This is a genomic window from Micrococcaceae bacterium Sec5.1, assembly GCA_039636795.1.
Classification (GTDB): domain Bacteria; phylum Actinomycetota; class Actinomycetes; order Actinomycetales; family Micrococcaceae; genus Arthrobacter.
The window spans coordinates 5100062-5126540 of the sequence record CP143430.1 but is presented as its reverse complement, the minus strand read 5'-3'; the positions used below and the strand labels follow the sequence as shown (position 1 = coordinate 5126540).

The following is a 26479-nucleotide window of genomic DNA, read 5'->3' as shown; positions in this document are numbered from 1 at the left end:
ACCATGAAGAAGTACACGACGATCGGCGGCGTAGCAGTTGCAGCAGCACTATTGCTGACCGCTTGCGGCGGGGGAACGCCGTCGGGTCCGGCCTCCCAGAAGGCCGAAGAAGCTGGCGGCGACATCAGCAAGCTCATTAGCGTTAACGCCAAGGAAGCCAAAGACCTCCAGCAGGGCGGCACTGTCACCCTTGCTGTAGGCAGCATTGGCCCGGACTTTAACGGCTTCTCCAATGTGGGCAACAGCGCAGACAACTCGGCGCTGATGACCCCGGTAAATACGGCTTCCATCAACAGCGGCGGCATTGGCGGCTGCTGGAAGTTGGACTTCGACGGCAAAGCAGAGCCCAACAAGGACTTCTGCGAAGACGTCAAGAGCGAAGTCAAGGACGGCAAGCAGACCATCACCATCAAGGTCAACGACAAGGCGACCTGGAACGATGGAACGCCGATTGACGTCAAGACCTTCGAGAACACGTGGAAGATGCTGAAGGGCGAAGACAAGTCAATCGACATCGTTTCCGCCGGCGCCTACGCGTTCGTTGACTCGGTCAAGGCCGGCGCCAACGACAAAGAAGTCATTGTTACCACCACCCAGCCGGTCTTCCCGCTGGAGGGTCTCTTCTTCGGACTGATCCACCCCGCGATCAACACAGCGGAAATCTTCAACACGGGCTTCGCCGGCAACATGCACCCCGAGTGGATGGCCGGCCCGTTCAAGGTTGAAAACTACGACACCACAGCAAAAACGGTCACCATGGTTCCCAATGACAAGTGGTGGGGACAGAAGCCCGTCCTCGACAAGGTCGTCTGGCGCCAAATGGAACCCAGCGCTACGATTGCCGCCTTCAAGAACGGTGAAATCGACGCCGCCAATGGCCGTACGCTCGGCCGCTACAAGCAGCTCGAAGGTACCAAAGACGCTGACGTTCGTCGTGGCCAGCGCCTGTTCGCAGGTGGCCTTAACCTGAACGCCAAGCGCCCGGCCCTTACTGACGTTGCCGTGCGCAAGGCGATCTTCACCGCAGTGGACCGCAAGGCCATCCGCGATGTCCGCTTCAACGGCCTGAACTGGTCCGAGGAAAGCTCGGGCTCCATGATGCTCATGCCGTTCTCGGAGTACTACCAGGACAACTACCCCGTGAAGGACACCGGAGCTGAGCAGGCCAAGAAGGTCCTCACGGATGCTGGCTATGCCCCGAATGACAAGGGCATCATGGCGAAGGATGGCGTCCCCGTGGCCTTCAAGATCACCAACTTCGGCGACGACCCCACCACGGCCGCAACCTCGCAGACCCTGCAGAATCAACTCAAGGCTGCCGGCATGGATGTCACCATCGACCAACGCGGTGACGCCGACTTCGGGAAGGTCATCGGTGGCCGCGAGTTCGACGTGACCATCTCCGGTTACACCGTGGGCGCGGATGCCACCGACGCCGTGAAGCAGTTCTACGATTCGTCGACCAACGAAAACGGTCTGGGCGATGCTGAGCTCGACGCTGAAATCAAGCGTCTTGCGACCATTGCTGATGACGCTGAGCGCAACAAGGCTGCCATGAACGTTGAGAAGAAGCACATGGAGAAGTACTTCTCCATGGGCACCGTCCTCAACGGCCCGGAGATCCAGTTCGTTCGCACGGGCCTGGCCAACTATGGCCCGTCCCTCTTCAAGAGCCTGTCCAACGTTCCGGACTGGACCACTCTCGGATGGGAAAAAGGCGCCAAGAAGTAAAGCCCGGCTCTAGGCCTAAGAACACCGGAGGGCTTAGACACAAGAAGGCCGGGAGCTTCCCTGAACTGTTCATCGGTTCGGGAGGGCTCCCGGCCTTCCCATTGCCATCCCTCTCTCACGTCCAACTGCCTTTCCCCGATCGTTCTCTCACGTCCTGCGGTCTTGTCCCGATCCCTCTCCCACATGGCCTGTACATTTCGTCCCTTATGTACATTAGGTACAACTGGCGCTAGGATAGGCGCATGGGTGCTGCCGACTACTTCGTAAGTGTTGCTGACCTGAGAGTCCATCTCTCAGATACGATCAATCGCGCCGCATACGGGCACGAGAGGATCAACATCACGCGTCGGGGCAAGGTTGCGGCGGTGTTGATAAGCGCCGAGGACCTTGAACGTTTCGAGCGTCTCGAAGACGAAGCGGACGTTAGAGCCCTCAAGGAAGCTAAAGCAGAAGACGACGGTACCCGCGTAGGTCTTGACGAACTCCTGAAGGAGAACGGCATCAATCGTTGAGTTCGTATCGTGTGGAGTTAAGCAGCGGCGCGGCAAAACAGCTACGGAAGCTCGACCTTCCAATTCGGCGAAGATTGCTCCTGGCGATCGCCGATCTGGAAAGCAACCCTCGACCCGACGGGGTGAAGAAACTCAATGGCACATCAAATGCTTGGCGGATTCGAATAGGCGACTACCGGGTGCTCTACGAGATTCACGAAGACGAACTCGTCGTCCTGATCTTCCGCAGCGCGCGCCGGAGGGAGGTTTACTGAATTAGCCTTGGGGCATGACTTCCAGGCCGATCCGCACCGCCATCGCAGGTTTTGGGTTATCGGGCAGCGTGTTCCATGCGCCCTTCATTGCAAGCAACACTTCGTATGACCTTGCCGTCATTGCCACATCAGACGCCCAAAGGCAGGCAAAGGCGGCTGAACGGTACCCGCAGGCAAAGATAGTCAACACGCCGCAGGACATCCTGGCACTAGCCGACGAACTGGATCTCGTCGTTCTTGGCACACCGCCTGCGACTCACTATCCGCTGGCGAGAGCCGCGCTGGAAGCCAGGCTCGACGTCGTCGTCGATAAGCCGTTTGTTGTCCACAGCGAGCAAGGTGAGGAGCTGATCCAACTCGCCGCAGAAGCGGGCCGCGTTCTCACTGTCTACCAAAACCGCCGCTGGGACGGAGACGCGCTCACCCTGAAGAAACTGCTCGACGCCGGGACGCTGGGCACCGTGACCAGGTTTGAAGCGGGGATGGAGCGCTGGGCACCCGAGATCGCCAAAGCGTGGAAGGCTAGCGCTACTGCCGAGGTCGGCGGTGGGGTCCTGTTCGACCTCGGTGCACACGTGCTGGACCTGGCCGTCCAGTTCTTCGGACCGGCGCACGTCACCTATGCCGAGATCATGGCACGACGTCCGCAGGAGAAGGCCGACGACGACGTCTTCATCGCGCTTCAGCACGAATCCGGCGTCGTCAGCCACGTGACCATGAACCTCAACAGCCACCTTCACGGACCGCGTTTTCGCGTGCTGGGCACCAACGGTGGATTTGTAAAGTTCGGCACCGATCCACAGGAGCCCTTTGTTCTGGGCGGTGGACTGCCGACGGATGCTGAGTACGGCGTCGAACCTACCGAAAATTACGGGACCCTTGAGTCGGCTGGCCAGCGCCGAACCATCACCACCGAGCGCGGCGCATATCCTGAGTTCTATCGCCTCTTGGCCGAAAAGATCAACGACGGCGGTGCGGCCTCCGCGCGTTCCGCACCTGTGGATCCGGCTGACTCAGTGGAAGTGCTGAAGCTGATCGAACAGGCACGTGCCGCGGCCAGGAAAAATATTTTGGGGAAGGCGTAACCTCAACCGTGCCCGGAACGATGTAGAGGGAGTGCGGGCCACGTCCGCACGCTGATCATCCGGCAGCGACCCAAACGCTGCCGGGGCAATCCCCACATCGTTTGTCGGAGGCTTTTATGTCCTTGTTCACTGTCCTTGCCACCAGCAAAGTCGCCGCGGGCGTCCTGGCTGCCGGAGCTGTAGCTGCCGGCGGAACCGGTGTCGCTGCCTTCAATGGCGCGCTTCCCACCGAAATCCAGCAGAGCGCCCACGACCTCGTCGGCGCACCCGCTCCCCTCGCCACGAAGGCAGCTGACGCAGCCGAAGCTGGCCAGGCCAAGGCGACTGACGCCGTCAAGACCGTCCAGGCGAAGGCAACCGACGCTGCCAAGGCTGGCGAAGACAAGGCAACCGACGCTGTTGACGCTGCGAAGTCCAAGGCTGAAGACACCCTCGCTACAACCCCTGAAGCATTCGGTCTCTGCACCGCCTTCATCCATGGTGGACTCAAGACTGACACCAAGGTGCCGGGTTTCCAGTCCATCGTGGTGGCCGCAGGCGGCGAAGCCAACGTTGAATCGCACTGCCAGGCCGTAGTCGACGCCGGCAAGGCTGCCGGTCTGAAGGCTGACGGCTCCGCAAACGCAAACGCGAACGCTGACGCTTCGGTTGCATCCAAGGTGCCTGCCGTTCCGGCTGTCCCGGCCGTTCCGGGAACGGACGGTGCCCCGGCTGTCCCCGCAACACCGGCCGTCCCTGCAGCACCGGCCGCCCCCGCGCTGCCGACGCAGGTGCCCACCGATGTTCCTGCCGCTCCCGGTGCAGGCCTCGATTCGGTCCGCTAAAGACCCAGCGGTTACGGTTTAAGGGTGGGGCTCCTTGGCTTGGACCGAGGAGCCCCACCACTTTACGGACGGCGGAGTACGTAACAGACCGCAGTGGCAATGGATGTCCTGAGCCCGGAAAACAACCGGGGACGGTGCTCCAAAGAGGCCGCTGCGCTGCGCGGGATGGAGGCATCCACGGGTGCTAAACCCACTAGCTGATGAATATGTGCAGACGGACGACGACGATCCCGCTCTGCTCTTCACCGATGCCTACAACCAGTTCTCAGGGCCGGTTTTCGGTTACCTCCGCGCCCGTGGTGTGGACGATCCCGAAGCCGTCACGCAGGATGTCTTCCTTGCCCTGTATCCGAAGCTGCCGGACCTGCAGGGTGGCCTCCAAGGGGCCAGGACCCTGCTGTTCTCGATCGCCCACGCGCGCATGGTGGACCATTATCGCAAGCGTGAACGGACCCCGGATTCAGCTCCATACGAGGCAGAGCTGGACGCGCGGCGGGCGCCCTCGGCAGAAGACCAGGCATTTGGCCGCGGCAGCCTGGGTGTCACGGAACTTCTGGAGGACCTCGCTGCGGATTATCGCGAGGTCCTGGCATTGAGGGTGGTGGCTGACCTCTCCGTGGAAGAAACGGCGGCCATCATGGGCAAATCCCAAGGTGCAATAAAACAACTGCAGCGCAGGGCATTGAGTGCACTGAGGAAAAGTGCACTACGAAGGAATGGCACACCATGAGTGAACACATCACCCCGGCCGGACGGCGGACCGGTCGCACCGACGGTAATACAGGCGAGCAGGCTGTTGACCGCCTGTTGGCCGATTCCGGACTCGACGACGCCCTCGACATCCGTGCCGAACTTCTTGAACTGCGCTCCCTCGCCAGCACCCCTCCGACGCCCTCCGCGGCCGTCCGTGCGTTGATGATCAGTGACCCGGCTGCCAGCAGCAGAAGCACGACGGCGGACGTCACCTCCGCGGTGGCAGGTGCACCGACGGCGATACTTACGTCAGTCCAAGGGCCCACTGACCCAACGCCCACTGACTCAACCCTTGCAGACTCAACGACTACTGACGAACTCGCGGCCCGCCGTCGTCGTAAGCGCCGTGCTGCGATCGCCGGGTTCGCTGTGGCAGTGTCATTGGCAGGCGGTGCTACGGCTGCAGCCGCTTCCGAGGGCGGCATCCCGGGAGCTTTCCAACACCTGGGCTCCACAATCGGCACAGTAGTTTCGCAGCTGACGCCCGGATCAGGCAATGGATCAAGGCAGAATCCTGGTTCCCCCTCGGAAGAGCAGCGTGGTCGCGATGTCACTCCGGCGTACCCTTACCCATCCGGTCACAACCCTGCGGGCAACACCACCACTGGGAAAACTACGAACCCGAGTCAGGAGCCTCAAGGCGGCACAAATGGCGCGTCAGGACATCCCAACTCGCCCAAGGCTCCCAACGGGGGAATGCCCGAAACACCGAAGATCCCCGGAAATGGTCAGCCCGGCAACATCAGTATTCCAACCCCCGCGGCACCCATCACGCCTCCCGGCATCGAGGCGCCCAATGTAACCCCGCCAACCCTGCGGCAGTCGGATGTCCCCGTGCCGGTTCCCACTCACGTTGTCCCTGAGGAACCAGTCACTCCCGGCAACGGCTAGAGAGCCCGTTGACGCTCACCAATCCCCAGAACGTGGAAAACCCGCTGTTTCGTCGCTGGCCCTGACGCACAGGGGGGGCAGCGACGTAACAGCGGGTCAGCGACTTGTCAACGCCAGGGCAAAGCCTAGGCGGTAACCACGCTGTGCCAGTCGGCCACGAGGGGCAGGTTGTGCGCCTCCGAAACCGAGTGGTGTGCCACGTGGCCTGCAGCGATGTTGAGGCCTGCGGCCAGGGCGGGGTCGCGGTCGAATGCGGCCTTGACGCCCAGGTTGGCCAGTGCCACGGCGTAGCGCAGGGTGACGTTGGTCAGTGCGTACGTGGAGGTGTTGGGAACAGCGCCTGGCATGTTGGCAACGCAGTAGAAGATCGAGTTGTGGACCTTGTACGTCGGTTCCTGGTGGGTGGTGGGGTGTGTGTCCTCGAAGCAACCGCCCTGGTCCACGGCGATGTCCACCAGGACAGAGCCCGGCTTCATACGGGAAACAAGTTCGTTGGTGACGAGCTTGGGCGCCTTGGCGCCGGGGATCAGGACGGAACCGATCACGAGATCTGCGTCGACAACTGACTTCTCGATCTCGTAGGCGTTGGATGCCACGGTCTTCAAGCGGCCCTGGTAGAGAGCGTCGAGTTCCCGCAGCCGGTTGATGTTGATGTCCATGATGGTGACATCAGCACCGAGGCCCAGTGCCATGGCGGCGGCGTTGGTTCCCGCAACACCTGCGCCGAGGACAACAACTTTGGCCGGACGGACACCCGGTACGCCGCCAAGGAGGATGCCCTTGCCGCCGGCCGGTGCCATCAGCGAGGAAGCGCCGACAACCACGGACAGGCGCCCTGCAACCTCTGACATCGGGGCGAGCAGCGGAAGGGTGCGTCCTTCCTGGACCGTTTCGTAGGCGATGGCCGTGACACCGGAGTTGATGAGCTCGGCGGTGAGCTCGGGCTCGGCGGCCAGGTGCAGGTACGTGAAGAGGATCAGGCCCTTGCGGAAGCGGTGGTACTCGGCCTTGATGGGTTCCTTGACCTTCATAACCATGTCGGCCCGGCCCCAGACGTCGTCCGCGTCGGCAACGATTTCGGCGCCGGCGATCGAGTACTCCTCGTCCGTGATGCCAGAGCCCAAGCCCGCGCCCCGCTCAACCAGAACGGTGTGTCCGTGAGTGCGGAACTCGTGGACACCGGCGGCCGTGATGGCTACGCGGAACTCGTTGTTCTTGATTTCTTTAGGGACGCCGATGATCATTTGCTGGCTCCATCGTTAGCGGCATTTTCGGCCGGATATTTGCTGCGGGCTGTGATTCCAGAATAAATCCGGCTGTGAGGCAGGCGACATGATCCTCCAGCCCAGCTGAAGCGAAAACCCCGTAAATTCAAGGATCTTCTTCCATTGAGCTCGACATTTGTCGAGTGCTAGAGCGTCAGGTGTCGCCTGATGTTGGTACGCTTTCTGGATGCAGCAGGACGTCGAGGAGATCGTTGAACGCGTGGCGCTCAAGCTGGGCAGGGGGCTGTCCCTGGAGGACCTCGACGGCGTCCTCCTCGCCTACAGTTCCAACCAATCCCACGCCGACCGCGTCCGGGTGAACTTCCTCCTGAGCAAGCGCGTTCCGAGCGATGTCAGCGCTTGGCAGCTCTCGCACGGCATCTCGACGGCGGTGCGCCCCGTTGTTGTTCCGGCGAACGACGAGCTGGGCATGCTCGGCCGGGTCTGCGTCCCGCTGCTCGTGCGCGGTTTTCGGGTGGGCTACTTGTGGGTGCAGCAGGACCTTGAGGAGCAAACCGCGACGGCGATACTCGCCGAATTGCCCGGCGTGCGTGACGAACTGGACTTGTTGGCTGGTTTGCTGCTCGATTCCAACACGGCCGAATCAGAGTTCCGAAGGAGGCGGGAGCAGGAGTTCCTGGCTGCCTGCGCCGGGGAGTCGAACGCAGTGGCAGCGGTGGCCGGTTGGAAAGAGATCCAGGGCCGCGGTCCGTGGCAACTGGTGACTATCCTGGATGCGGATGGTGGGGGAACCGACGTCGACCCCATTGCCGCAACGCTAACCCACCGGACAGCAGCGTTGCAGTCTACTATTGGTGTGAATGCCGCGCTATTCAGCGCTGGGACGGAGACGCATTCGGTCGTTCTGTTCCGGGAATCCGGAGGCCGGGCGGACCACGCCCAGGTCCTGGTGCACTATCAATTGGAGCTCGCTAAGCGGGCGGGCCGCGCGGTGGACCGTGTGATCTTGGGCATTAGCGAGCCGTTCCAAGTCATTCGGCAGTTGGCAGGCGCCTACAGGCAATCGAAAGTAGCAGCACAGGCCGCGGCCGTGGATCCGCCCCTTGGGGAGCTGGTGGAGAGCCGGGCGGTTGGCGTGTATCAACTCTTCGATCGTCTTCAAGCGCCGGGCGGCTGGGATGACACGGGCTCCGTTCATTTCCGCACCTTGGAAGACGCGGACAAGAACGGCGAACTCCTGCCCGTGCTGGAACTGCTCTACGACAACGACAGCTCGGTGCAGGACGTCGCAGCGAAACTCCACCTCCACAGGAGCAGCATCTACAACCGCCTCGGCCGGATCCGCCAACTCATCGGAGCTGATCCGTTGAGCGGTGGGATCCGGCTCGAGTTGCACGCTGCATTGAAGGCCCAAAGGTGGGCCTCGCGGCCCCGGATCTAGCGGGTGCGCACCGCTGACTCGCCAAGTGCTGTGGAACGCGTGTTGTGGAACGGTAGCGCTGAAGTGGACACCCACGCAGGCGTCCCTTACGCTGAGAAAGCGGTTTCTCAACAATTTTTAGGAGCGCGGTGGGCGGCGTTGTCTCGGGGATCCTCATCGTCGCTTCGGTCATTGCGGTGGGATATTTCGCCGCCCGCTACAAAGTGCTGGCCCCTGATGTCCAAAGTGCACTGACTCGAACGGCCTTCTACATCACCAATCCTGCGCTGCTGTTCACCGTGGTAGGGAAAAGCGATATCCGTGCCGCGCTCGGGGTCGACGCCCCTCTTGCGCTCCTGTCAGCAGCCGTTATAGGCCTTCTCTATTGTTTGCTGAGCTTCGTGTTCTTCCGGCGGCCAGTCGCGGAAACGGCAGTAGGTGCCATGGCAAGCAGTTATGCCAACGCGAACAACATTGGCATTCCTGTCTCGTTGTATGCAGTGGGCACGGCGCAGCACGTTGCTCCAGTCCTTCTGGTTCAACTCCTGATCATGGCACCCTTCTACCTCAGCGTCCTGGGCGTGGCAGGTGGCACAAAAATCTCGTGGAAACGAATGTTGTTGCAGCCCTTCTCCAATCCCATGATTATCGCCTCGGGGCTGGGAGTGGTGATGGCTCTGACGGGGTGGGAGGCTCCGGAACTCGTCCAGAAACCCATCGACATGCTGGCCGGCGCGGCCGTGCCCATGGTTCTGTTGGCTTTTGGCATGTCGCTGGCAGGCAAGGCACCTCTCCAAAAGGGGGATGGCCGCGTGGAGACCGTGGTGGCAACCACCCTGAAGGTGGCGGGCATGCCCGTGGTGGTCTGGGCGCTGGGACGCTTTGTGTTCGGCTTGGAGGGTCAGCACCTCTTGGCCAGCGTCATCATGGCCGCACTTCCAACCGCCCAGAACGTCTTCCTTTTCGCTTCTCCCTACGGACGCGGAATGACAATGGCCAGGGACGTCATCCTCTGCACAACGGTGCTCTGCATCGGGGCGCTGGTCATGGTCGCTTGGCTGCTGGGTTAGAAACGCCATGCCAGGAAAAAAGCCACACGAAACAGAAAGCAAGACGGAACAGATGAGGCAGGCACCCGGGTGCCTGCCTCATCTTGTTGCCGTGATTGCTGTAGCTGTGATTCCTTAGGCCCGACGCAGCCGTTGGCAGCTCCAACGGCCCATCCGACTGCGGAAGGTGGCAGTGCGGCTGCTGCTGCAGTACCGGCCGTGCCATCCGACGTGCTTGCTGGTCCTGGGAAGTTGCGTGCTCACTTCAAGATCCCTGTGGCGCCGTCAAGTATGCCGTCCAGGTCCAAGGCTGAACCACTTGACGGCGTGGTGCTGGGGCTCCCTGTCGGCTTTGGCTTTGGCGTCGGAGTCTGTGGTTGGGTAGGCGTCGGAGTGGTCGTAGGAGTCGGTGTCGTCGTGGCAGGTGGGGTGGTAACCGTGTCCGAGGGAACCGGGCTCGGGGCCGGCTGGGTTGGGACAGGAGTTGTCACGCCCGGGACAGGAACAACTGCCGACGGGACTGCCGAAGGGACCCAAACAGGATCCGCGAGTGAAACTTGCGGAGTCGGAAGGGACGACGGCGATGCCTGAGCAGGTGCCTCTTCTGACGACTGCGTTGCAACAGTTGCCGGCTGTCCGGCCTCGCTGGTCGCCGACGACGCTGATGCAGTAGAGCTGGACGAGCTGGGTGCGGGGGTGGCCGAGGTTGACTGCCTGCTGTCGCCACCCGTCTTTGCGTCACTGGCTTCCTGAGCCGGTGTTTCCTGCCCGAAGAAGGGAAGCTCGAAGGCCTGGCTCATGGTGCCAACGGTCAATACCAGGCCCAATGCCCCAGCGACGACTGCCATGCGCTGGCCCATTGTCTTGACCGAGGCGGCCTTGGTGAGGACTGCATGTGGTTCGTGGCTGAAGGACGACGCTCCAAACGTGGGGGCAACGCCCGTCGGGGACTCGGCAGCCGTTGTCGCGGAAGAGGCTGTCCCGCTCCCGGGTGCTTGGGCACGAAGGGCTTTCCGGCTTGCGAGACCAGCTGCGGCGGTGGCGGCTGCCGCGAGCTGGGCAGGGCTCTTTGACTCCGCCGGCGAAGCAGGGAACGCCGGAGCCGCAGGCGTGGGAAGAGGGGCGGCAACGGTCGGAATTTCGGCTGTGACCGGATCCCCAGTGCCGGGCGTGGGCGCCTGCACTATCGGGATGGCAGCGGTGGCGGGCTCGGGTTCGTGTGCGGCGGGGGTGGGTGCGGCAGAAGCCACCATCGGGATGGCAGCGGTGGCGGGCTCGGGATCTGCAGCCGGTTCGGGAGCGACCGGCGTGGGCGCCAGAACTGTTGGAATCGCAGCCGTAGCCGGCTCCAGAGGAGCGGAGTCTACTGGGGCAGTTTCTGCCGGAGCTGTTTCAGGAGCGATTACAGCTTGGGCTGCCCGTTCACGCTCTGCCGCGCGAGCGGCTGCACGCGTGGTGGGTGCCGCAGGGGTGGGAACAGGAGCAGTGGCGGGTTCCGGCGTCGTGCTTGTAGAACCTGATTCTGCTTCCGGCGTGCTGGTGGAGGATCCGCTGGGTTGGGCCCGACGGCGTCCGGTTGGCTGGGTACGCTCGCGCGCTATTTGGGCGCGGCGCGGCTGATCCATGGTTGGGGACATGGTGGTTGCCTCTCAACGCCTGCGAGGTTAGCTGTCGGGTTCGGACGAGGCCGTCCGGCCGCACATGGCGGCTTCACCCCAAGGGCCCATGGAAAATCAGGCCCGGGAACTCTGGGTCCCCCGTCTCTGCCGCTAGTCTGGCGGATCCCGGTTTGCGGCAGAGCTCGGCGTCAACCCGGAAGCGGCCCAGCGGAGATACGGGTCGCTCTTAGACCGTACATGAGCGCCATAGTAAAGTCACATTAATGTAACGGGCGGGACGCCTTCCAGCGCGAAGGCCCGTTAGGACTTAGGCTCCGGGGCCGGAGCCGGGGCTGGCAGCTCGTGCTGGATCCTTTGGACTTGGTGTGCGTAATGGGTCTCTGGACGGAAGATTTCGTCCGTCACGCCCAGCATCCCGGCCATGGCGCCGCGCCGGACTTTCCCCTTGCTGTTCTGTCGCGAGACCCAGAACCAAAGGGCCGCAACGAAGGCAGGTGCTGCCAGTACAGCCACTAGAACGGCCAAGATATCCATCGCCCAAGACTAGCTTCCGCCGCGGCTGGCAGGTAGAACATAGTCGTATGGACCTCCCAGTGATGCCGCCCATTTCGCCCATGCTTGCCAAGTCCGTTCCTTCGATCCCTGATGTGGGCCATTTTGAGCCAAAGTGGGACGGGTTCAGGACCATCGTTTTCAAAGATGGTGACGAGATCATCCTGGGCAGCCGCAACGAACGTCCCATGACACGGTACTTTCCCGAGTTGGTGGAAGCCCTTCAGAAGAACCTTCCGGACAAATGCGTGATCGACGGCGAGATCGTCCTCATAGCTGACAACAGGCTCGATTTCGAGGGCCTTCAGCAGCGCATCCATCCTGCCGATAGCCGTGTGCGGATGCTTGCCGAAAAGACACCGTCCTCCTTCATCGGATTCGACATCCTTGCCCTGGGCGGGGAGAACCTCATGGACAAGCCGTTTTCCGAGCGTCGAGCCGCCTTGGAGAAGGCGCTCGCCAGGGCTGAGGCGCCCGTGTACGTTACGCCTGCCGTGGCGGAACTTGACCAAGCGCAGGAGTGGTTCGTGAAGCTGGAGGGGGCTGGGCTCGACGGCATACTGTCCAAACCGCTCGGAGGGACGTACCAGCCGAATAAGCGCGTCATGTTCAAGACCAAGCATGAACGGACCGCGGACTGTGTGGTGGCTGGATTTCGCTGGCACAAAACGGGAAAGGTTGTGGGGTCGATGCTGCTCGGGCTATACAACGACGCCGGCCAGCTGCAGCACGTGGGGGTGGTGGCTTCATTTCCCATGGCCAAGCGCGAAAGCCTGGTGGCCGAACTCGAGCCGTACCAGACGGAGTTCAGCGAACATCCTTGGGGTCAATGGGCCGATCAAGGAGACGCGGCAGCTACAGGTTCTCGAATGCCGGGCGCACAGAGCCGGTGGAGCGGCGGTAAGGACTTCTCCTTTGTTCCCCTCCGGCCGGAGCTCGTCATCGAGGTTGCCTACGACTACATGGAGGGCGAGCGGTTCCGGCACACCACCCAGTTTCGTCGGTGGCGGCCGGACCGGACTCCGGAGAGCTGCACTTACTCACAACTCGAAGAGCCTGCTGATTATGACCTCGGGGAGATCCTGAGGTTGCCGTAGCCTTTGTTGCTCCTCAGGTGTGGTTCTAGTTTTGTTGAGCCGCTGTTACGTTGTTCGACCGCTGTTAAGTTGTTGGCCAACAACGTATTAGCGGCTTGGCGACAACCTACTCTTCGTGCCCCTGATCGCTGCTCATGCTGTCCTCTGCAGGCGGGGTTTCGCCTGGGGGTACGCCGCCGCCAGGCTCAAGTCCCGTGACGTTGCCATCCAGGGGATCGGGGTTGGCGGAAGCTGCGGGATCGTCGTCTTCGTCCTGGCGCATGTCTGGGTCGGTGTGGACATCATCCGGATCGCCGGCAGTGTCGCCCGCGGTGTCATCCGGCTCGGCTGCGCCCGAGACGCCGAAGGTCCGGGGATCGTCCTCTGGGTCATAGCTGGTCATGGTCGCCCTTCCTAAGCAAACTTACTATTGTGCTTGCCCGGCCAGCCTAGTCTCCAGATCGCAAACCCAACAAGGGGCACCCATGCCGGGATTCGACGTCGTGCACTAGTGCCTAACTCTGCCGGGATGTCGCCGCGACAAAGCTCCTGATAGCGTCCGCCACGGCCTTGGGGCGCATGTGCTGTGCAACATGGCCCACGCCCGGGATCTCCACCAGCCGCCCTTGAGGAATTGCCCGCGAGAGGCGAAGAGCCCAGTCCGGCCCGGCGACGTGATCGCGGCTCCCTCGGAGCACCAGCACGGGAGTTCGGACTTTGGCCAGCTGCTTCTCCGTCGGGTACTTCATCATCACGGGCAGCTCCGTGAGGTACCAGCGCGGCCCACATTGCAGGTAGTCCGTGACCACAATCCAGTTGGACGACGGGCTTTCCCGGAGAAGGCCGTCCAGGAACAGGGCAAGCGACTGCCGGGCGACGTTCTTGTGCCGGGAGTCCACCACAGGGCCCATGAGCACCAGTTGCTGGGCGCATTCGGGCTCGTGGAGGGCCGCTTCGATAGCGAACTGCACGCCCATCGAGTGACCCACCAGAATGTACGAATCGATGCCGCACACCTTGAGTGCCTCAGCAATGAATGCGCCATAGTCCTCAACGGACAGTTGCCGGCCCGGTTTAGGCGTCCCGGCAAAGCCTGGAAGATCCAGTGAATAGGTGGGGACGCTGGCGGCGAGGACGGCATGAAGCCTGGCCAGGTAGCGGTGCGAAACGCCGATACCGTGGATGAGAATGTAAGCGGGCTCCCTCGGGTCCCCGGATTCGGCAGGCTCGGGGTTGGCATGGCTGCCCGGCCGCGGCGGTGCCGTTCCATCCGTCCACAGAATCCTGCCGGTCAGCCCGCAGGCCTCGACGTCGGCAGATAGTAGCGTCGTCAGCTCCCGAACCTCCGGTTCTCAATTGTGCTTTGGATAGCCCTGCGACTCCATAGCTCTTCTTGCCTGTTTGTTGAGAATAGCGCCCGAGGCTTCCTGTAAGGGAGGAGCTGGCAGATGGGAAATTCGCGGCGCGGTTGCAGATCATACACAGCGCCGCGGTAGCCCTGCTGTGGATAAACCCGGATCTGAGGAAGGCCAGGCAAATCACGTGCTTAGACTGGCAATTCAAAGAAATAACCCCGGCCGCATCATGGCTCTGGTCCAGAGAGGCGGGTCCGGGGACTTCGCACTCAGCCTAGCAAGGAGCATGAGGACTTGGCCAATCTTGAAACATGGTCCAACGGTGCTCACAACCGAGCTCTCGATGAGGCAATTACGTCTGTCCGGATGGCAACTTACGCGGCTGCTGCCTCCCACGATGCGTCGCTGGCCAGGCGGCTCTATGTCTGGGACCGCGACGTGGCGATCGCACTTCTTGCTGATATTGCAATCGTCGAGGTAGCTCTGAGGAATGCGATGGCCAAGCAGCTGGACACTGTCTTTGGTCGATTCTGGTATGCGAACGACATAGGCCTTGATGGCCCTAGCCGGAGTAAGTTGGCCGAAGCGTGGTCCAAGCTGGGCCAAGACCGACGAACATCTGGTCATCTTATCGCTGGGCTGATGTTCGGCTTCTGGAAAGGTCTGCTTGAGCCAGGCGGCTACGTAGGCAGAGAACCGCAAAGATTTCACATGTCTCATGAAAATCTATGGAACTCGTGCCTGAATAAGGCATTCCGCGGCGGCAGGACCGTGGCTGCCGCAGATGGCGAACGATTCACGAGGTCTTGGACCCTAGGCGTTGTGGCAATGGTTCATGCTGTACGGAACCGTGCTGCCCACCATGAGCCGTTCGTAGCGGGTTTTCCCCTACCTGGGCAGCGTCAGAGGCTCACTGCAGAGCAGGGGCATGAGGCTTGTCTGAAGTTGGCTCGGATTCTGGACCGGGATCTTGCAGAGTGGCTGGCGGCAACCACTCAACTCCCTCAAGTGTTGTCAGCCCGCCCCTGCTAGAGAAGGAAGAGGTGCCGCATGCTGAAGTGGGTTCCAAATCCGACTCCCGGAACCTAGTCCCGGGTGACGTCGTCGGACTCAGTGGGGTCGCCGGCCGGATGCGAAGTATCAAGGGCGGCGGCAGCATCAGCTGCTTCCCGGCGTCGGGCGATCTTGGATTCTGTCCACATGGCGACCGCCACGAAGACAACGCAGGCAAACATGAACGTGGCTACGAAGTTCAACCCCATGGCCGATCCCAAGGGTGCGGCAAGGGCCATTGCGGCCACCCCGGCCACTATATGCCACCCTTTGAAATTGCCCACCAAACAAGCGTAACCCCGGCCTAATCAGGTGCTGGCCCGTTGGCTGGGATCGTTGCTTGATCCTTATCACTCCGACGCTTTAGTCGCTCGGAGCGTCATTTCCCGCGGAGATCTCAGCCTGCTTCCGCTTCTGCGTTTCCAGCCACGCCATGATCGCAGCCTGGCGGATTCGCCGGTGCGTGCCGCGGTATTCCACGGGGATCTCTCCGCGGTCGGTCATATTGCGCAGGTATGTATGTGAGATGCCCGCGAGTTCCGCCGCCTGAGACGTCGTGAGCATTTCCTCCACGCTGCTGACCGTGATGGTTTCGCCCCGGCTCAGCCGTGCAAGAAGATCGACGACGGCGTCCCTCGCCTGATCGGGCAGGCGGTGGACCGTGCCATCGACGAACACGGTGATGTCGTCGCTGTCCTGGAGGGAGCGTGCCAGATTCCGGGCGTCGTCGGCGGGGAGCCCGGCTGTAACGCGGGGAGCAATCAATGCCATGGCAGAAGCCTAGCGCGGTGCTGGGGGAGATCACCCGACTCGATGGTTCGCTGCATGCTAGACGGTAGGAGTCGTCTTGTGGGCAGGGCGTCGTCTATTCGGGGCTGGGCAGGGCGCGGGCGGATAAAAAGAAGACGCCTGTTGCCTCATTGCAATACCTCCGGGAAGAGTAATACGTTGCCTCATTTGAAAACCTCCGGATGAGTGGCTTCGTTGCCTCGTTGAAGAACCTCCGGATTGCCTAGCCGTTCCAGGCTCGGTTTACGGGTTTGAGGGGTGCTGGTTTCTTGACCAGGGCCAGTGTTTCCAGCTGTCCGGTGAGCGCCAGAATCTGACGTGAGAGGGCTCCGGGCTTGATGCGTTTGAAGGCGGCGTTCATCTGGATGACAGGGCGTTTGTGCATCCGTTCATGCCGGATCGCGCGTTGGTGGGGTGTGGCTGGCGCGTCGTGTTTCTTGGTGACTTTCGCGCCGTGCCGCTGCTTGGAGAGTAGCTTCTGCTGGGGCAGCAGGTAGTTGGTGAAGACACGGTCCAGCTCCCAGATCTCGTTGAGTTTCTCCAACTCCGCGGTGGTGTCGTAGCGCAGGTAGCCGACCAGTTCCCGGACCCTGGCCCAGTTCTTCTGCTCCACGTGGGCTCCGTCGTTCTTGTTGCCTGGCCTGGATCTGGTGAACGTGATTTGGTGCGCGTGGCAGTAGGCCAGCAGATGCTCGTTGATGAACTCGGAACCGTTGTCCGAATCGATGCCGATGATGGGGAACGGAAAGACCGCAGTGACGTGTTCAAGGGCCTCGAAGACCCATTTGGCGGCCTTGTTCCGCACCGACCGGTTCACGGTCCAGCCCGTGGCGATGTCCGTCACCGTCAGGGTGCAGCAGAACTCCCCGAAGCTGTTGCCTCCCTCGTGGCCGACCAGATCGATCTCCACAAATCCCGGGACGGCGTCGTCCCACTCGGCCCACGTACGGATCGGGATCTGGGATTTCAGGAGAGTGCCCGGCTTCGTGTGGGATCGGCCCCGCAGGACCATCTTCGACCGTTCGCCGGCGAGTTTGCGGTCGATGGTTGCCGCGCTCATTCGCATCAGCAAATCCGCCTGCCCGTCGGTGATCTCAAGCTCTTTGTCCCGGCGCAGCAGCGGCACCAAGACAGGCAGCATCGGGGCCAACAGCCTGCCGGCAGGGGCGCGCAGCACCGCCCAGCATTTGATCAGCGGCGGCACCAGATCGGGGCCGTAGACCGGGGTCCTGCCCGGCCTGGGCCTGACAACTTTCAGGACCAGAGCCTCCCGCAGCGCTGCCCGGGCGTAGTCGCGGTGCCAACCGGTCAGCTCGACCAGTTCGTTCAGGATCCGGGACTTCCCTGACCGATCAGCACCCTTATAGGCGAGGGCTTTCTTCTTCGTCACAGCTTGCCGCTGGGCCATCGTTAGCTCCATGAAAACGGGCATAGCCCCGAACCGCCGCCACACTTGCGAACCACGCCGTTACGCGGAGGTTTTCAAATGAGGCAACGTATCCGGCTACGCGGAGGTTTTCAATGAGTCAACGCGAGACGTTGACAGGAAACAGGTAACGCGCGTAACCTAAATCACACGTTCCAAGTAACGCGCGTTACCAAAAGTATCCTCAACCAGAACCAACCCGAACCAACACCCGGAGCATTCAATGGCGAAAAGCACCACCCCCAACAAAGCTGCGGCTGTGCGGCAGCGGGGAGTCACCATGAATGACGTCGCCAAGCACGCCGGCGTCTCCCGGACCGCAGTCTCGTTCGTGCTGAGCAACCGCGAAAACGCCAGCATCTCCGAGGAAACCCGTACCCGTATCAACGATGCCGTGCAGGCACTGGGCTACCGCCCGAACGCCGGAGCACGGGCGCTGGCATCCCAGCGCAGTGATTGGTACGGGCTTGTCACCGAGATTGTGACGGCACCGTTCGCCGTCGACATCATCAAAGGTGCCCAGGACCAGGCCTGGCTCGACCGTCGGTTCCTGCTCATCGCGCCCTCCGACCAGGCCGATGCCGTAGGACCCAACAAAGGCTTGGAAGATGCCGCCATTGAAAAGCTGCTGGAACAACGAGTGGAAGGACTTCTCTACGCAGCCACCTTTCACCGGGGCGTGCACGTTCCGCAGAGTGCCAACGAAGTACCAACCGTCTTGATCAACTGCTTCGACGCGGACGGAAAGCTGCCCTCGATCGTCCCTGACGAGCGTGCGGGCGGCAGGGTCGCCGTCGAGCGCTTGCTTCAAGCCGGCCACACCCGGATCGGAATCATCAACCTTGACCCGGTCATTCCTGCAGCAGTCGGACGTTTGGAGGGTGCCCGCGAAGCACTCGCCAAAGCCGGGCTGGAGCTGGACCCGGAACTGGTGGTGGCCGGATATGCAACGGCCGACGGCGGCTACGAGGCCGCCTGCGAAATCCTGGACCGCTATCCGGAAAAGGACAGGCCAACCGCACTGTTCTGCCTCAACGACCGCATGGCGATGGGCGCGTACGACGCCATCAAAGAACGGGGCCTGACCATCCCCGGAGACATCGCCGTGATCGGCTTCGACAACCAGGAGTTGATTGCGGCCTATCTGAGGCCAAAACTGACCACCGTTGCCTTGCCGTTCCAAAAAATGGGAGCCCTGGGAGTCCAGACGCTCGCCGCTCTTACAGCAGGACAGCCGATCATTGCCGACCAGCAATTGGTCGACTGTCCGCTGCTAGAACGCTCTTCGGTCTGACCGCGAAATCAACCTCGAAGAGCAAACCCCTTACCCACCCCTTCACCTTGGACGATGAAGATAGGAAAGAGATAACCATCATGACACAACCCCGATTCCTGAGGTCTGCCCGCATCACGGCGGCCGGACTGGCGGTGGGCGCGATGCTGCTGACCGGCTGTGCCGCCACCGTCAACAAGACCGCCGGCACGGACGCCGCAGCGAACGCGAGCGCGTTCCTCACCATTCCTCGTGAGGACATGGGCACGTTCGTGCAGAACTTCAACCCGTTCGCACCCACCGTCAACCCGATGGTCCAGCAGTCCATTTACGAGTCCTTGCTGATCTTCAACCCGGCAAAGGGAGACACGGTGCCGTGGCTCGCAACTGAGTGGAAGGCCGCCGACGACGGCAAATCGATCACCTTCACGTTGCGTGACGGCGTGAAGTGGTCCGACGGCCAGCCCTTCGTCGCTGACGACGTGGCTTACACGTTCGAGCTTCAGAAGAAGATCAAGGGTGGCTATGAGTACCTGGATAGCGTGACTGCCGAGGGAACCAACAAGGTCACCTTCAACTTCAACAAGCCGTGGTCGCCGGCCCTTTACGACGTCGGTCAGCTCAGCATCCTGCCCAAGCACATCTGGTCCGCTCTGGCCGACCCGGAGAAGGATGCCAATGCCAAGCCCGTGGGCACCGGCCCCTACACGGAAGTGGACAGCTTCCAGGCCCAGTCCTTCGTGCTGAAGAAGAACCCCAACTACTGGCAGCCGGAAAAGCAGAAGATCGCCGGCATCAAGATGCTCGCTTTTGCAGGGAACGACGGCGCCAACCTCGCCGCTGCGAACGGGGACGTCGACTGGGCCCCGCAGTACATCCCGAACATCGAAAAGACGTTCGTTTCCAAGGACAAGGAACACCGTCAGTACTGGTTCCCGGCAACGGGCGCCATGATCAACTGGCAGCTCAACACCGCCAAGGCTCCCTTCAACGATGTTGATGTGCGCAAGGCACTGAGCATGGCCGTTGACCGCGACCAGGTCACCAAGATCGGCATGAGCGGCTACGCCAAGCCTGCCGACTGCACCGGCCTTTCCGGGAACTACGAGAAGTGGAAGAACTCCGAGGTCAAGGACAACTGCACCTGGACCAAGCTGGATGTGCAGAAGGCCAACGAGCTGCTGGACAAGGCCGGCTACGCCAAGGGTGCCGACGGCAAGCGCAAGCTGAAGGACGGCTCACCGTTCGAGTTCAAGATCTCCGTGGGCGCCTCGTCTTCCGACTGGCTTTCAGTAGCCAACGTGATTTCGCAGAACCTCGCCGAGGTTGGCGTCACGGCCAAGGTTGACTCCCCGGACTGGGCTGCCGTGGTTGCGGGTTACGAGACGGGCGATTTCGATTCCGGCATCGTCTGGAGCGCCAACGACCCCAGCCCGTACAAGTACTTCAACACCTCCATGGGCACGGCAACCGTGAAGCCGGTGGGAACCAAGACGTTCGATAACTACCACCGCTTCGGTGACACCAAGGCTGATGCCCTGCTCGCCGACTTTGCAGCTGAGGCCGACGAGTCCAAGCAGAAGGACATCGCCAACAAGCTCCAGGAAGAGTACAACGACGTCGCACCGCTGGTGCCGCTGTTCTCCGGACCGGAATGGGGTGCCTTCAACGACACCCGCTTCACGGGCTGGCCCACCGAGGGCAACCCGTACGCAACCCTCTCGGTACGGTCACCCACAACGGTGCTGGTGCTGACCACGCTGGAACCGCGTAAGTAACCGCAACTCGGCACTACATTGCACGCCCGGCGGCGCCACGCGTCGTCGAAGGATCAGTCCGCCGGGCGTGCCCCCAAACTTTCCGTAATTCCCGAATGGAGGGAAACCGTGCGCTTTATCCTGCGCCGCCTGGGTTTCTACCTGATCGCCTTCTGGGCATCCATCACCCTGAATTTCCTGCTCCCGCGCTTCATGCCCGGCGACCCCGTCTCCCGCATGTTTGCCCGCTCCCAGGACAGAATGCAGCCCGAACAGATCGAGGCACTGCGCAAGCTTCTTGGCGTGGACGATCGGCCCATTTGGGAGCAATACATCGACTACATGCACAACATTTTCACGGGCCAGATGGGCGTCTCCATCTCCCGTTTCCCAACACCGGTCACAGAGGTCATCTCCTCCCAGATCGGTTGGACCCTCCTGCTGGGCGGAACCGCGCTGGTGATTGCCGCCGTCGTGGGTAACCTGCTGGGCATCCTGGCCGCTTGGCGGCGGGGCGGCGCGATCGACTCGGCACTGCCGCCGGTGCTCGTGTTCATCGGCTCGTTCCCGTACTTCTGGCTCGCGATGGGTGCGCTGTACCTGTTTGGCGTGGTGCTGGGTTGGTTCCCGATCCGCCACGCGTTCACGGATGGTTTGGAACCCGGGTTTACCTCCGAGTTCATCGGCGACGTCGGTGCGCACCTCGTGCTGCCGGCGCTAACGATCGTACTGGTTTCCATTGGTGGCTGGATGTTGGGCATGCGCAACACCATGATCGCCACGAACTCGGAGGACTACATCACCATGGCCGAGGCCAAGGGGCTGCGTCCGGGCCGCATCATGCTCCGGTACGCAGCCCGGAATGCGATGCTGCCGTCCGTCACGAGCTTCGGCATGGGACTGGGTTTCGTGGTCGGTGGTGCGCTGCTCACCGAAGTGGTGTTCGCGTATCCCGGCGTGGGCTACCAACTCCTCAACGCCGTCCAAGGCCTGGACTACCCCCTCATGCAGGGCCTGTTCCTGACCATCACCGCAGCCGTGCTGCTGGCGAATTTCCTGGTGGACATCCTCTACGTCCGCCTCGACCCGCGCGTGCGCAGCAACTAGAGGACAGATCATGACAACCGCACTTCTGAAGCAGCCAACTCCAACCCCGGCTGTCCGCAAGCCCAACCGCAGCTTCGTCCACGGACTCCTCACCAATAAGAAGGCCATGCTGGGCATGGCCGTGATGTTCGTGTTCATCGCACTTGCGTTGCTGGCGCCCGTGCTGTTCCCTGGCGACCCGTCGCGCATCACAGGGATGGCCTCCTTGGAACCTTCCCCCGAGCACTGGCTGGGCACCACCGCCAAGGGACAGGACGTGTTGGCGCTGACCGTCCACGGCTCGCGGAGTTCCCTCTTTGTCGGGCTGACTGTGGGCTTCGCGTCCACGTTCGTCGGCATCCTGGTGGGCCTGGCTTCTGCCTACTTCGGCAAGTTCATCGACGAAGCACTCTCTTTGGTGACCAACGTCTTCCTGCTCCTTCCCGGCCTGCCGTTGCTCGTCATCCTGGCCGCCTTCCTGCCACCGGGCCTTGGCACAGTGATCCTGGTCCTCGTGGTGACGGGATGGGCCGGCTCGGCACGCGTGCTGCGCTCGCAAGCATTGTCCATCCGTTCCAAGGACTTCGTGGCCGCGGCCGTGGTGTCCGGTGAACGGGCGGGCCGGATCATGTTCCGCGAGATACTGCCGAACATGGCCTCGATCGTCATGGGCACGCTGCTGGCTTGCGTCATCTACGGCATCGGAGCCCAGGCTGGCCTGGAGTTCCTCGGCCTGGGCGACGTCAGCACGGTCTCGTGGGGCAACAACCTCTTCTGGGCCGGCAATGAAGGCGCCCTGCTGACAGGAAGCTGGTGGGTCTTTGTTCCCTCCGGTGTCTGCATCGCTTTAGTCGCCTTCGCTCTGGCACTTATCAACTACGCCGTGGACGAGGTCACGAACCCGCGGCTGCGGAAGATCAAAACACCCAAGACCCCTGCAACCACCGAAAGGAGCGCCGCCAAGTGACTGTCTCCCAAGTCTCCTTCGGCTCCCACGAGCCCGTCCTGGACGTCAAGAACCTCACCGTAAAGTACGTGGGCGATACCCGCTCAACCACCGCCGTCGACCGCGTTTCCTTCAGCATCGGCACCGGTGAGGTGTTCGGGCTGGCTGGCGAATCGGGCTGTGGGAAGTCGACCATCGCCAACTCGATCATGCGGCTCCTGAAGGACCCAGCCAAGATCGCCGGGGGCAGCATCTCCTTTGGTGGCAAGGACGTCCTGGCCATGAGCCCGGAGGAACTGCGGCGCTTCCGGTGGCAGGACGTGGCCATGGTGTTCCAGTCGGCCATGAATTCGCTCAACCCGGTGCTGACCATCGGCGAGCAGATCGTGGACATCTTCACCACACACGCCGGCTACTCGCGCAAGGAATCACTCCGCCGGGCGGGCGAGTTGCTGGAACTCGTGAGAATCGACCCCGCGCGCCTCAAGTCCTACCCGCACCAGCTCTCCGGTGGCATGCGGCAGCGCGCAGTGATTGCCATGGCCGTCGCCCTCAAGCCGTCGTTGCTGATCCTGGACGAGCCAACTACTGCACTGGACGTTGTGGTGCAGCAGGAAATCATGGCCCAAATCAAGGAACTCCAGCGCGAACTCGGGTTCTCCGTCCTCTTCATTACGCACGACATGTCCCTCATGGTGGAGCTCTCGCACCGCATGGCCGTCATGTACGGCGGCCGGATTGTGGAAACCGCGAAGGCGCAAGACGTTTACGCGAACCCGAGGCACCCTTACACGCAGGCCCTCATGGGTGCGTTCCCGCCACTCACCGGTCCTCGCGTTCCGCTCACAGGACTGCCCGACGGCGTGAAGTTCCGGAACATCCCGGACCTCACCGAGGTGGCGCCCGGCCATCTGGTGGCACCTTTTGATACGGATGCCTTGACGGTGCCCGGCGCTTCAACGGTTGCCGGTGGTTCCACGGTCGATCCCGCAATCCTGGAAGGAGTCGCACGATGAGCCACTCTGCCGTGTCCACTACGTCACTGTCCCCTGCGATCGAAGGTTCGGCGCGCCACGCCGGTGCTTCCCAAACGCCAGCCTTGGAAGTCCGCGGTCTGGGCAAGTCGTTCCCCATCGGAGGCCTGTTCTCCCGGCAGTCCGTACGCGCCCTGCACGGCGTGGACCTCACCATTGGCCGCGGTGAAATCGTGGCACTCGTGGGGGAGTCCGGTTCCGGCAAGAGCACCCTGGCCCGCTGTGTTGCCCGGCTCGAAAAGCCGAGCTCCGGCGCGATCCTGGTTGACGGCGTCGACGTCCTCAAGCGCGACCGGTTCCAAGCGTCACGTGCCTTCCGGTCACAACTGCAGATGGTCTTCCAGGATCCGTTCGGTTCCCTGAATCCGGCCCACAGGATCGAGCACTTCCTGCGGAGGTCCTTGGCCATCCACGGGAAGGGCGGTTCGGAGTCCGAGACGCAGCGCCGGCTTGAAGAACTCATGACCACCGTTGGCCTGCAGGCGGACATGCTCAACTCCTACCCGCACGAACTCTCGGGTGGGCAGCGCCAGCGCGTCGCGATCGCCCGTGCGCTCGCCGTGGAGCCGGAGGTCATCCTGGCTGACGAACCCACCTCCATGTTGGACGTGTCAGTGCGGATCGGCGTGCTGAATCTGATGCGGAAACTCCGCGACGAGCAAGGCATTTCCATGCTCTACATCACCCACGACCTCGCGTCGGCACGCTACCTGGCCGACCGCACCGCGGTGATGTTTGCCGGCGAACTCGTGGAGGAGGGGGAGTCCCTGGACCTGCTGGCCAACCCGGCCCACCCCTACACGCAACTCTTGGTGTCGGCCGTTCCGGACCCGGCACGCGCAGGTTCCTACGATCCTGTCCGCCGCGCTGAACTGCGGCAGGCCGTCATGGCTTCCACGGGCTGCGCTTTCGACGGCGACCCGAACCAGGCCTGCTCCGCTTCCGAACCTGTACGCCATCAGGTGGGCGATGCCGCAAACCGCCACTGGGTGCGCTGCCACCTCTACCGGCCGCGGGCCGGAGCGGGCGGACATGCGCTGGCTACTGAACCGGCTGAGGCTGTATCGGCTGGGACGACTGGACCCGCGACGACTGAACCCCTGGCGACCGAAAAGACTGACAAGAAGGCTTCCGCATGACTGAACTGACCCACCCGCTCGCCACCGTTCCGCGTGACGAGCTGGTTGCCCGCGCCGAAGCCGATCCCCTGCGGCCGCGATTCCACTTCGTTTCCCCGGCGGGCTGGCTCAACGACCCCAATGGCGTCAGCCAGTGGAACGGCGTCTACCATCTCTTCTACCAGTACAACCCGGAGGGCGCCTTCCACCACCGCATCCAGTGGGGCCACGCCACCAGCACGGACCTCGTTACATGGACGGACCAGCCAATTGCTTTGGAACCGTCGGCTGGTGCAGATGCGGACGGTTGCTGGTCAGGTGTGTTGGTGAACGACGGCGGTACGCCCACCTTGGTGTACTCGGGACGACTCGACGAGCGTGAGCTGCCGTGCGTTGCCGTGGGATCTGACGACCTCATGACGTGGACCAAAATTCCCGAAAACCCGGTGATCGCTGCCCCTCCGGCCGGCGTCGACATCACCGCCTACCGGGACCACTGCGTATGGCGCGAGGGCACCACCTGGCGGCAGCTGGTTGGCTCGGGCATTCGGGGGCGCGGTGGGACGGCGTTCCTCTACGAGTCTTCGGATCTGCGTTCGTGGACCTATGTGGGTCCTTTGTTCATTGGCGACGCATCCAAGGGCGATCCTGCAGATACCGACTGGACCGGAACCATGTGGGAATGCGTGGACCTGTTCAGGGCAGGTGGCGGTGCTCTGGGTTCTGCCCCGCTCGCTTCCGTTGGGGCGGGTGAGGATCCTGATGTGCTGGTTTTCTCTGCCTGGGACGACGGCGAGACCCGCCACCCCTTGTACTGGACCGGCCGCTACTCCGGGGACACCTTCGAACCTGCTGCCCTGCACCGGCTCGACTACGGCGGACGGTTCTTCTACGCCCCTCAATCGTTCGAGGATGAATCAGGCCGGCGCATTATGTTCGGTTGGATGCAGGAAGGCCGCAGCGATGCCGCCATGGTGGAGGCAGGGTGGTCGGGCGTGATGAGCCTGCCGCGCGTCACCACTTTGGCCGATGACGGAACGCTGGAGTTTGCGCCGGTTCCTGAGGTTGAGAAGCTCCGACGGAACCACGTAAGCGTACCGGGCAAGGTGCTCGTCGGGGGCGGTACGCCTATAGATACCGGTGTCTCAGGGAACCAGTTGGACCTTGAGCTGGACGTGCAGTTGGCACCGGGTGCGGTGCTGCGACTGGGCATCTTGGGCTCGGGGGATGGTGCTGAGGAGACGGTGATCGAACTCAGCCGCTCTCTTGAGGACAAAAGCATCCTCCGACTCGACCGCACCCGGAGCAGCCTTGACTCCGAGGTGGATGTGGAGGACAAGTCCGGCCCCGTCCCGATGCCCGACGGGCGAGTGCGCCTACGCGTCCTGGTGGACCGGTCCGCCGTCGAGATTTTCGCGAATGGCAAGCCGCTCACCGCCCGGGTTTATCCAACTCTGGGAGGCGAGCGCGTGACCCTGACAGCCGCAGAGGGCACCGTCAACCTGGCGAGCTTCGACGCCTGGACCATGGCCGATTCCTGGGGAGGCCCGCGCCCGCTCTTCCCCTAACACCGCCCCTAACACCAACCGCACAACCATCCTTCTCTCACATCCCGAGCGTTTTCCGCCGATCTTCTCTCACATCAGGGGA

General features: G+C 62.4%; 25 protein-coding genes and 1 riboswitch. Of the genes, 17 read left to right on the top strand and 8 right to left on the bottom strand.

Annotated features, from left to right (window positions below; translation table 11 throughout):
- Positions 1–3 precede the first annotated feature (3 nt).
- The 7 genes from VUN82_23440 to VUN82_23410 all read left to right on the top strand — a co-directional run bounded on the left by VUN82_23440 (position 4) and on the right by VUN82_23410 (position 6050).
- On the top strand, positions 4–1731 hold the full coding sequence (locus VUN82_23440) for an ABC transporter family substrate-binding protein (GenBank protein XAS71990.1): 1728 nt from the start codon (positions 4–6) through the stop codon (positions 1729–1731).
- 242 nt (positions 1732–1973) lie between these two features.
- Entirely contained in the window at positions 1974–2243 is a 270-nt protein-coding gene (locus tag VUN82_23435) for a type II toxin-antitoxin system Phd/YefM family antitoxin (protein ID XAS71989.1), read from the top strand.
- The gene (locus tag VUN82_23430; GenBank protein ID XAS71988.1) at positions 2240–2497 is read left to right on the top strand and encodes a type II toxin-antitoxin system RelE/ParE family toxin; all 258 of its coding nucleotides are present in this window, start codon (positions 2240–2242) and stop codon (positions 2495–2497) included. The genes VUN82_23435 and VUN82_23430 overlap by 4 nt, the downstream gene beginning before the upstream one ends.
- Before the next feature lie 14 nt (positions 2498–2511).
- Positions 2512–3582, top strand: a complete 1071-nt coding sequence (locus VUN82_23425) for a Gfo/Idh/MocA family oxidoreductase (GenBank protein ID XAS71987.1) — start codon at positions 2512–2514, stop codon at positions 3580–3582.
- Positions 3583–3698: 116 nt separating this feature from the next.
- Positions 3699–4406, top strand: a complete 708-nt coding sequence (locus VUN82_23420) for a hypothetical protein (GenBank protein ID XAS71986.1) — start codon at positions 3699–3701, stop codon at positions 4404–4406.
- A 181-nt stretch (positions 4407–4587) separates the two neighbouring features.
- Positions 4588–5136: a sigma-70 family RNA polymerase sigma factor gene (locus VUN82_23415; GenBank protein XAS71985.1), complete on the top strand. Its 549-nt coding sequence runs from the start codon at positions 4588–4590 to the stop codon at positions 5134–5136.
- Positions 5133–6050, top strand: coding sequence for a hypothetical protein (locus VUN82_23410; GenBank protein XAS71984.1), 918 nt, complete (start codon positions 5133–5135; stop codon positions 6048–6050). The genes VUN82_23415 and VUN82_23410 overlap by 4 nt, the downstream gene beginning before the upstream one ends.
- Positions 6051–6175: 125 nt before the next feature.
- On the opposite strand, the gene ald is transcribed toward VUN82_23410, so the two are convergent.
- On the bottom strand, positions 6176–7294 hold the full coding sequence (ald, locus tag VUN82_23405) for an alanine dehydrogenase (GenBank protein ID XAS71983.1): 1119 nt from the start codon (positions 7292–7294) through the stop codon (positions 6176–6178).
- Between the two features lie 208 nt (positions 7295–7502).
- On the opposite strand from ald, the gene VUN82_23400 reads away from it, so the two are divergent.
- Both VUN82_23400 and VUN82_23395 read left to right on the top strand, forming a co-directional pair.
- The gene (locus VUN82_23400; protein ID XAS71982.1) at positions 7503–8717 is read left to right on the top strand and encodes a helix-turn-helix domain-containing protein; all 1215 of its coding nucleotides are present in this window, start codon (positions 7503–7505) and stop codon (positions 8715–8717) included.
- Positions 8718–8845: 128 nt separating this feature from the next.
- On the top strand, positions 8846–9766 hold the full coding sequence (locus tag VUN82_23395) for an AEC family transporter (protein XAS71981.1): 921 nt from the start codon (positions 8846–8848) through the stop codon (positions 9764–9766).
- Between the two features lie 239 nt (positions 9767–10005).
- Here VUN82_23395 and VUN82_23390 read toward each other — a convergent pair whose 3' ends face one another.
- Positions 10006–11382: a hypothetical protein gene (locus VUN82_23390; GenBank protein ID XAS71980.1), complete on the bottom strand. Its 1377-nt coding sequence runs from the start codon at positions 11380–11382 to the stop codon at positions 10006–10008.
- 2 nt (positions 11383–11384) lie between these two features.
- Positions 11385–11535, bottom strand: a riboswitch (cyclic di-AMP (ydaO/yuaA leader).
- 129 nt (positions 11536–11664) lie between these two features.
- Positions 11665–11898: a hypothetical protein gene (locus VUN82_23385; protein XAS71979.1), complete on the bottom strand. Its 234-nt coding sequence runs from the start codon at positions 11896–11898 to the stop codon at positions 11665–11667.
- A gap of 47 nt (positions 11899–11945) precedes the next feature.
- On the opposite strand from VUN82_23385, the gene VUN82_23380 reads away from it, so the two are divergent.
- Complete coding sequence (locus VUN82_23380; protein XAS71978.1) at positions 11946–13013, top strand: ATP-dependent DNA ligase; 1068 nt, start codon at positions 11946–11948, stop codon at positions 13011–13013.
- A 106-nt stretch (positions 13014–13119) separates the two neighbouring features.
- Here the strand turns inward: VUN82_23380 and VUN82_23375 are convergent, their stop codons facing one another.
- From VUN82_23375 to VUN82_23355, 5 genes are all read right to left on the bottom strand, one after another.
- The gene (locus tag VUN82_23375) at positions 13120–13395 is read right to left on the bottom strand and encodes a DUF6480 family protein (protein XAS71977.1); all 276 of its coding nucleotides are present in this window, start codon (positions 13393–13395) and stop codon (positions 13120–13122) included.
- Positions 13396–13507: 112 nt separating this feature from the next.
- Complete coding sequence (locus VUN82_23370) at positions 13508–14326, bottom strand: alpha/beta hydrolase (GenBank protein XAS74778.1); 819 nt, start codon at positions 14324–14326, stop codon at positions 13508–13510.
- Between the two features lie 1106 nt (positions 14327–15432).
- On the bottom strand, positions 15433–15684 hold the full coding sequence (locus VUN82_23365; protein XAS71976.1) for a hypothetical protein: 252 nt from the start codon (positions 15682–15684) through the stop codon (positions 15433–15435).
- A gap of 79 nt (positions 15685–15763) precedes the next feature.
- On the bottom strand, positions 15764–16171 hold the full coding sequence (locus tag VUN82_23360) for a helix-turn-helix domain-containing protein (protein XAS71975.1): 408 nt from the start codon (positions 16169–16171) through the stop codon (positions 15764–15766).
- 241 nt (positions 16172–16412) lie between these two features.
- The gene (locus VUN82_23355; protein XAS71974.1) at positions 16413–17597 is read right to left on the bottom strand and encodes a DDE-type integrase/transposase/recombinase; all 1185 of its coding nucleotides are present in this window, start codon (positions 17595–17597) and stop codon (positions 16413–16415) included.
- 241 nt (positions 17598–17838) lie between these two features.
- On the opposite strand from VUN82_23355, the gene VUN82_23350 reads away from it, so the two are divergent.
- The 7 genes from VUN82_23350 to VUN82_23320 all read left to right on the top strand — a co-directional run bounded on the left by VUN82_23350 (position 17839) and on the right by VUN82_23320 (position 26397).
- Positions 17839–18909 (top strand): LacI family DNA-binding transcriptional regulator, encoded by a 1071-nt coding sequence (locus VUN82_23350; GenBank protein XAS71973.1) that lies wholly within the window; start codon positions 17839–17841, stop codon positions 18907–18909.
- An 80-nt stretch (positions 18910–18989) separates the two neighbouring features.
- Entirely contained in the window at positions 18990–20666 is a 1677-nt protein-coding gene (locus tag VUN82_23345) for an ABC transporter substrate-binding protein (protein XAS71972.1), read from the top strand.
- 108 nt (positions 20667–20774) lie between these two features.
- Positions 20775–21752, top strand: coding sequence for an ABC transporter permease (locus tag VUN82_23340; protein XAS71971.1), 978 nt, complete (start codon positions 20775–20777; stop codon positions 21750–21752).
- 10 nt (positions 21753–21762) lie between these two features.
- Positions 21763–22698, top strand: a complete 936-nt coding sequence (locus VUN82_23335; protein ID XAS71970.1) for an ABC transporter permease — start codon at positions 21763–21765, stop codon at positions 22696–22698.
- Entirely contained in the window at positions 22695–23693 is a 999-nt protein-coding gene (locus VUN82_23330) for an ABC transporter ATP-binding protein (protein XAS71969.1), read from the top strand. The genes VUN82_23335 and VUN82_23330 overlap by 4 nt, the downstream gene beginning before the upstream one ends.
- Complete coding sequence (locus VUN82_23325; GenBank protein XAS71968.1) at positions 23690–24850, top strand: ABC transporter ATP-binding protein; 1161 nt, start codon at positions 23690–23692, stop codon at positions 24848–24850. Before VUN82_23330 ends, VUN82_23325 begins: the two co-directional genes overlap by 4 nt.
- Complete coding sequence (locus VUN82_23320; GenBank protein ID XAS71967.1) at positions 24847–26397, top strand: glycoside hydrolase family 32 protein; 1551 nt, start codon at positions 24847–24849, stop codon at positions 26395–26397. The genes VUN82_23325 and VUN82_23320 overlap by 4 nt, the downstream gene beginning before the upstream one ends.
- Positions 26398–26479 lie beyond the last annotated feature (82 nt).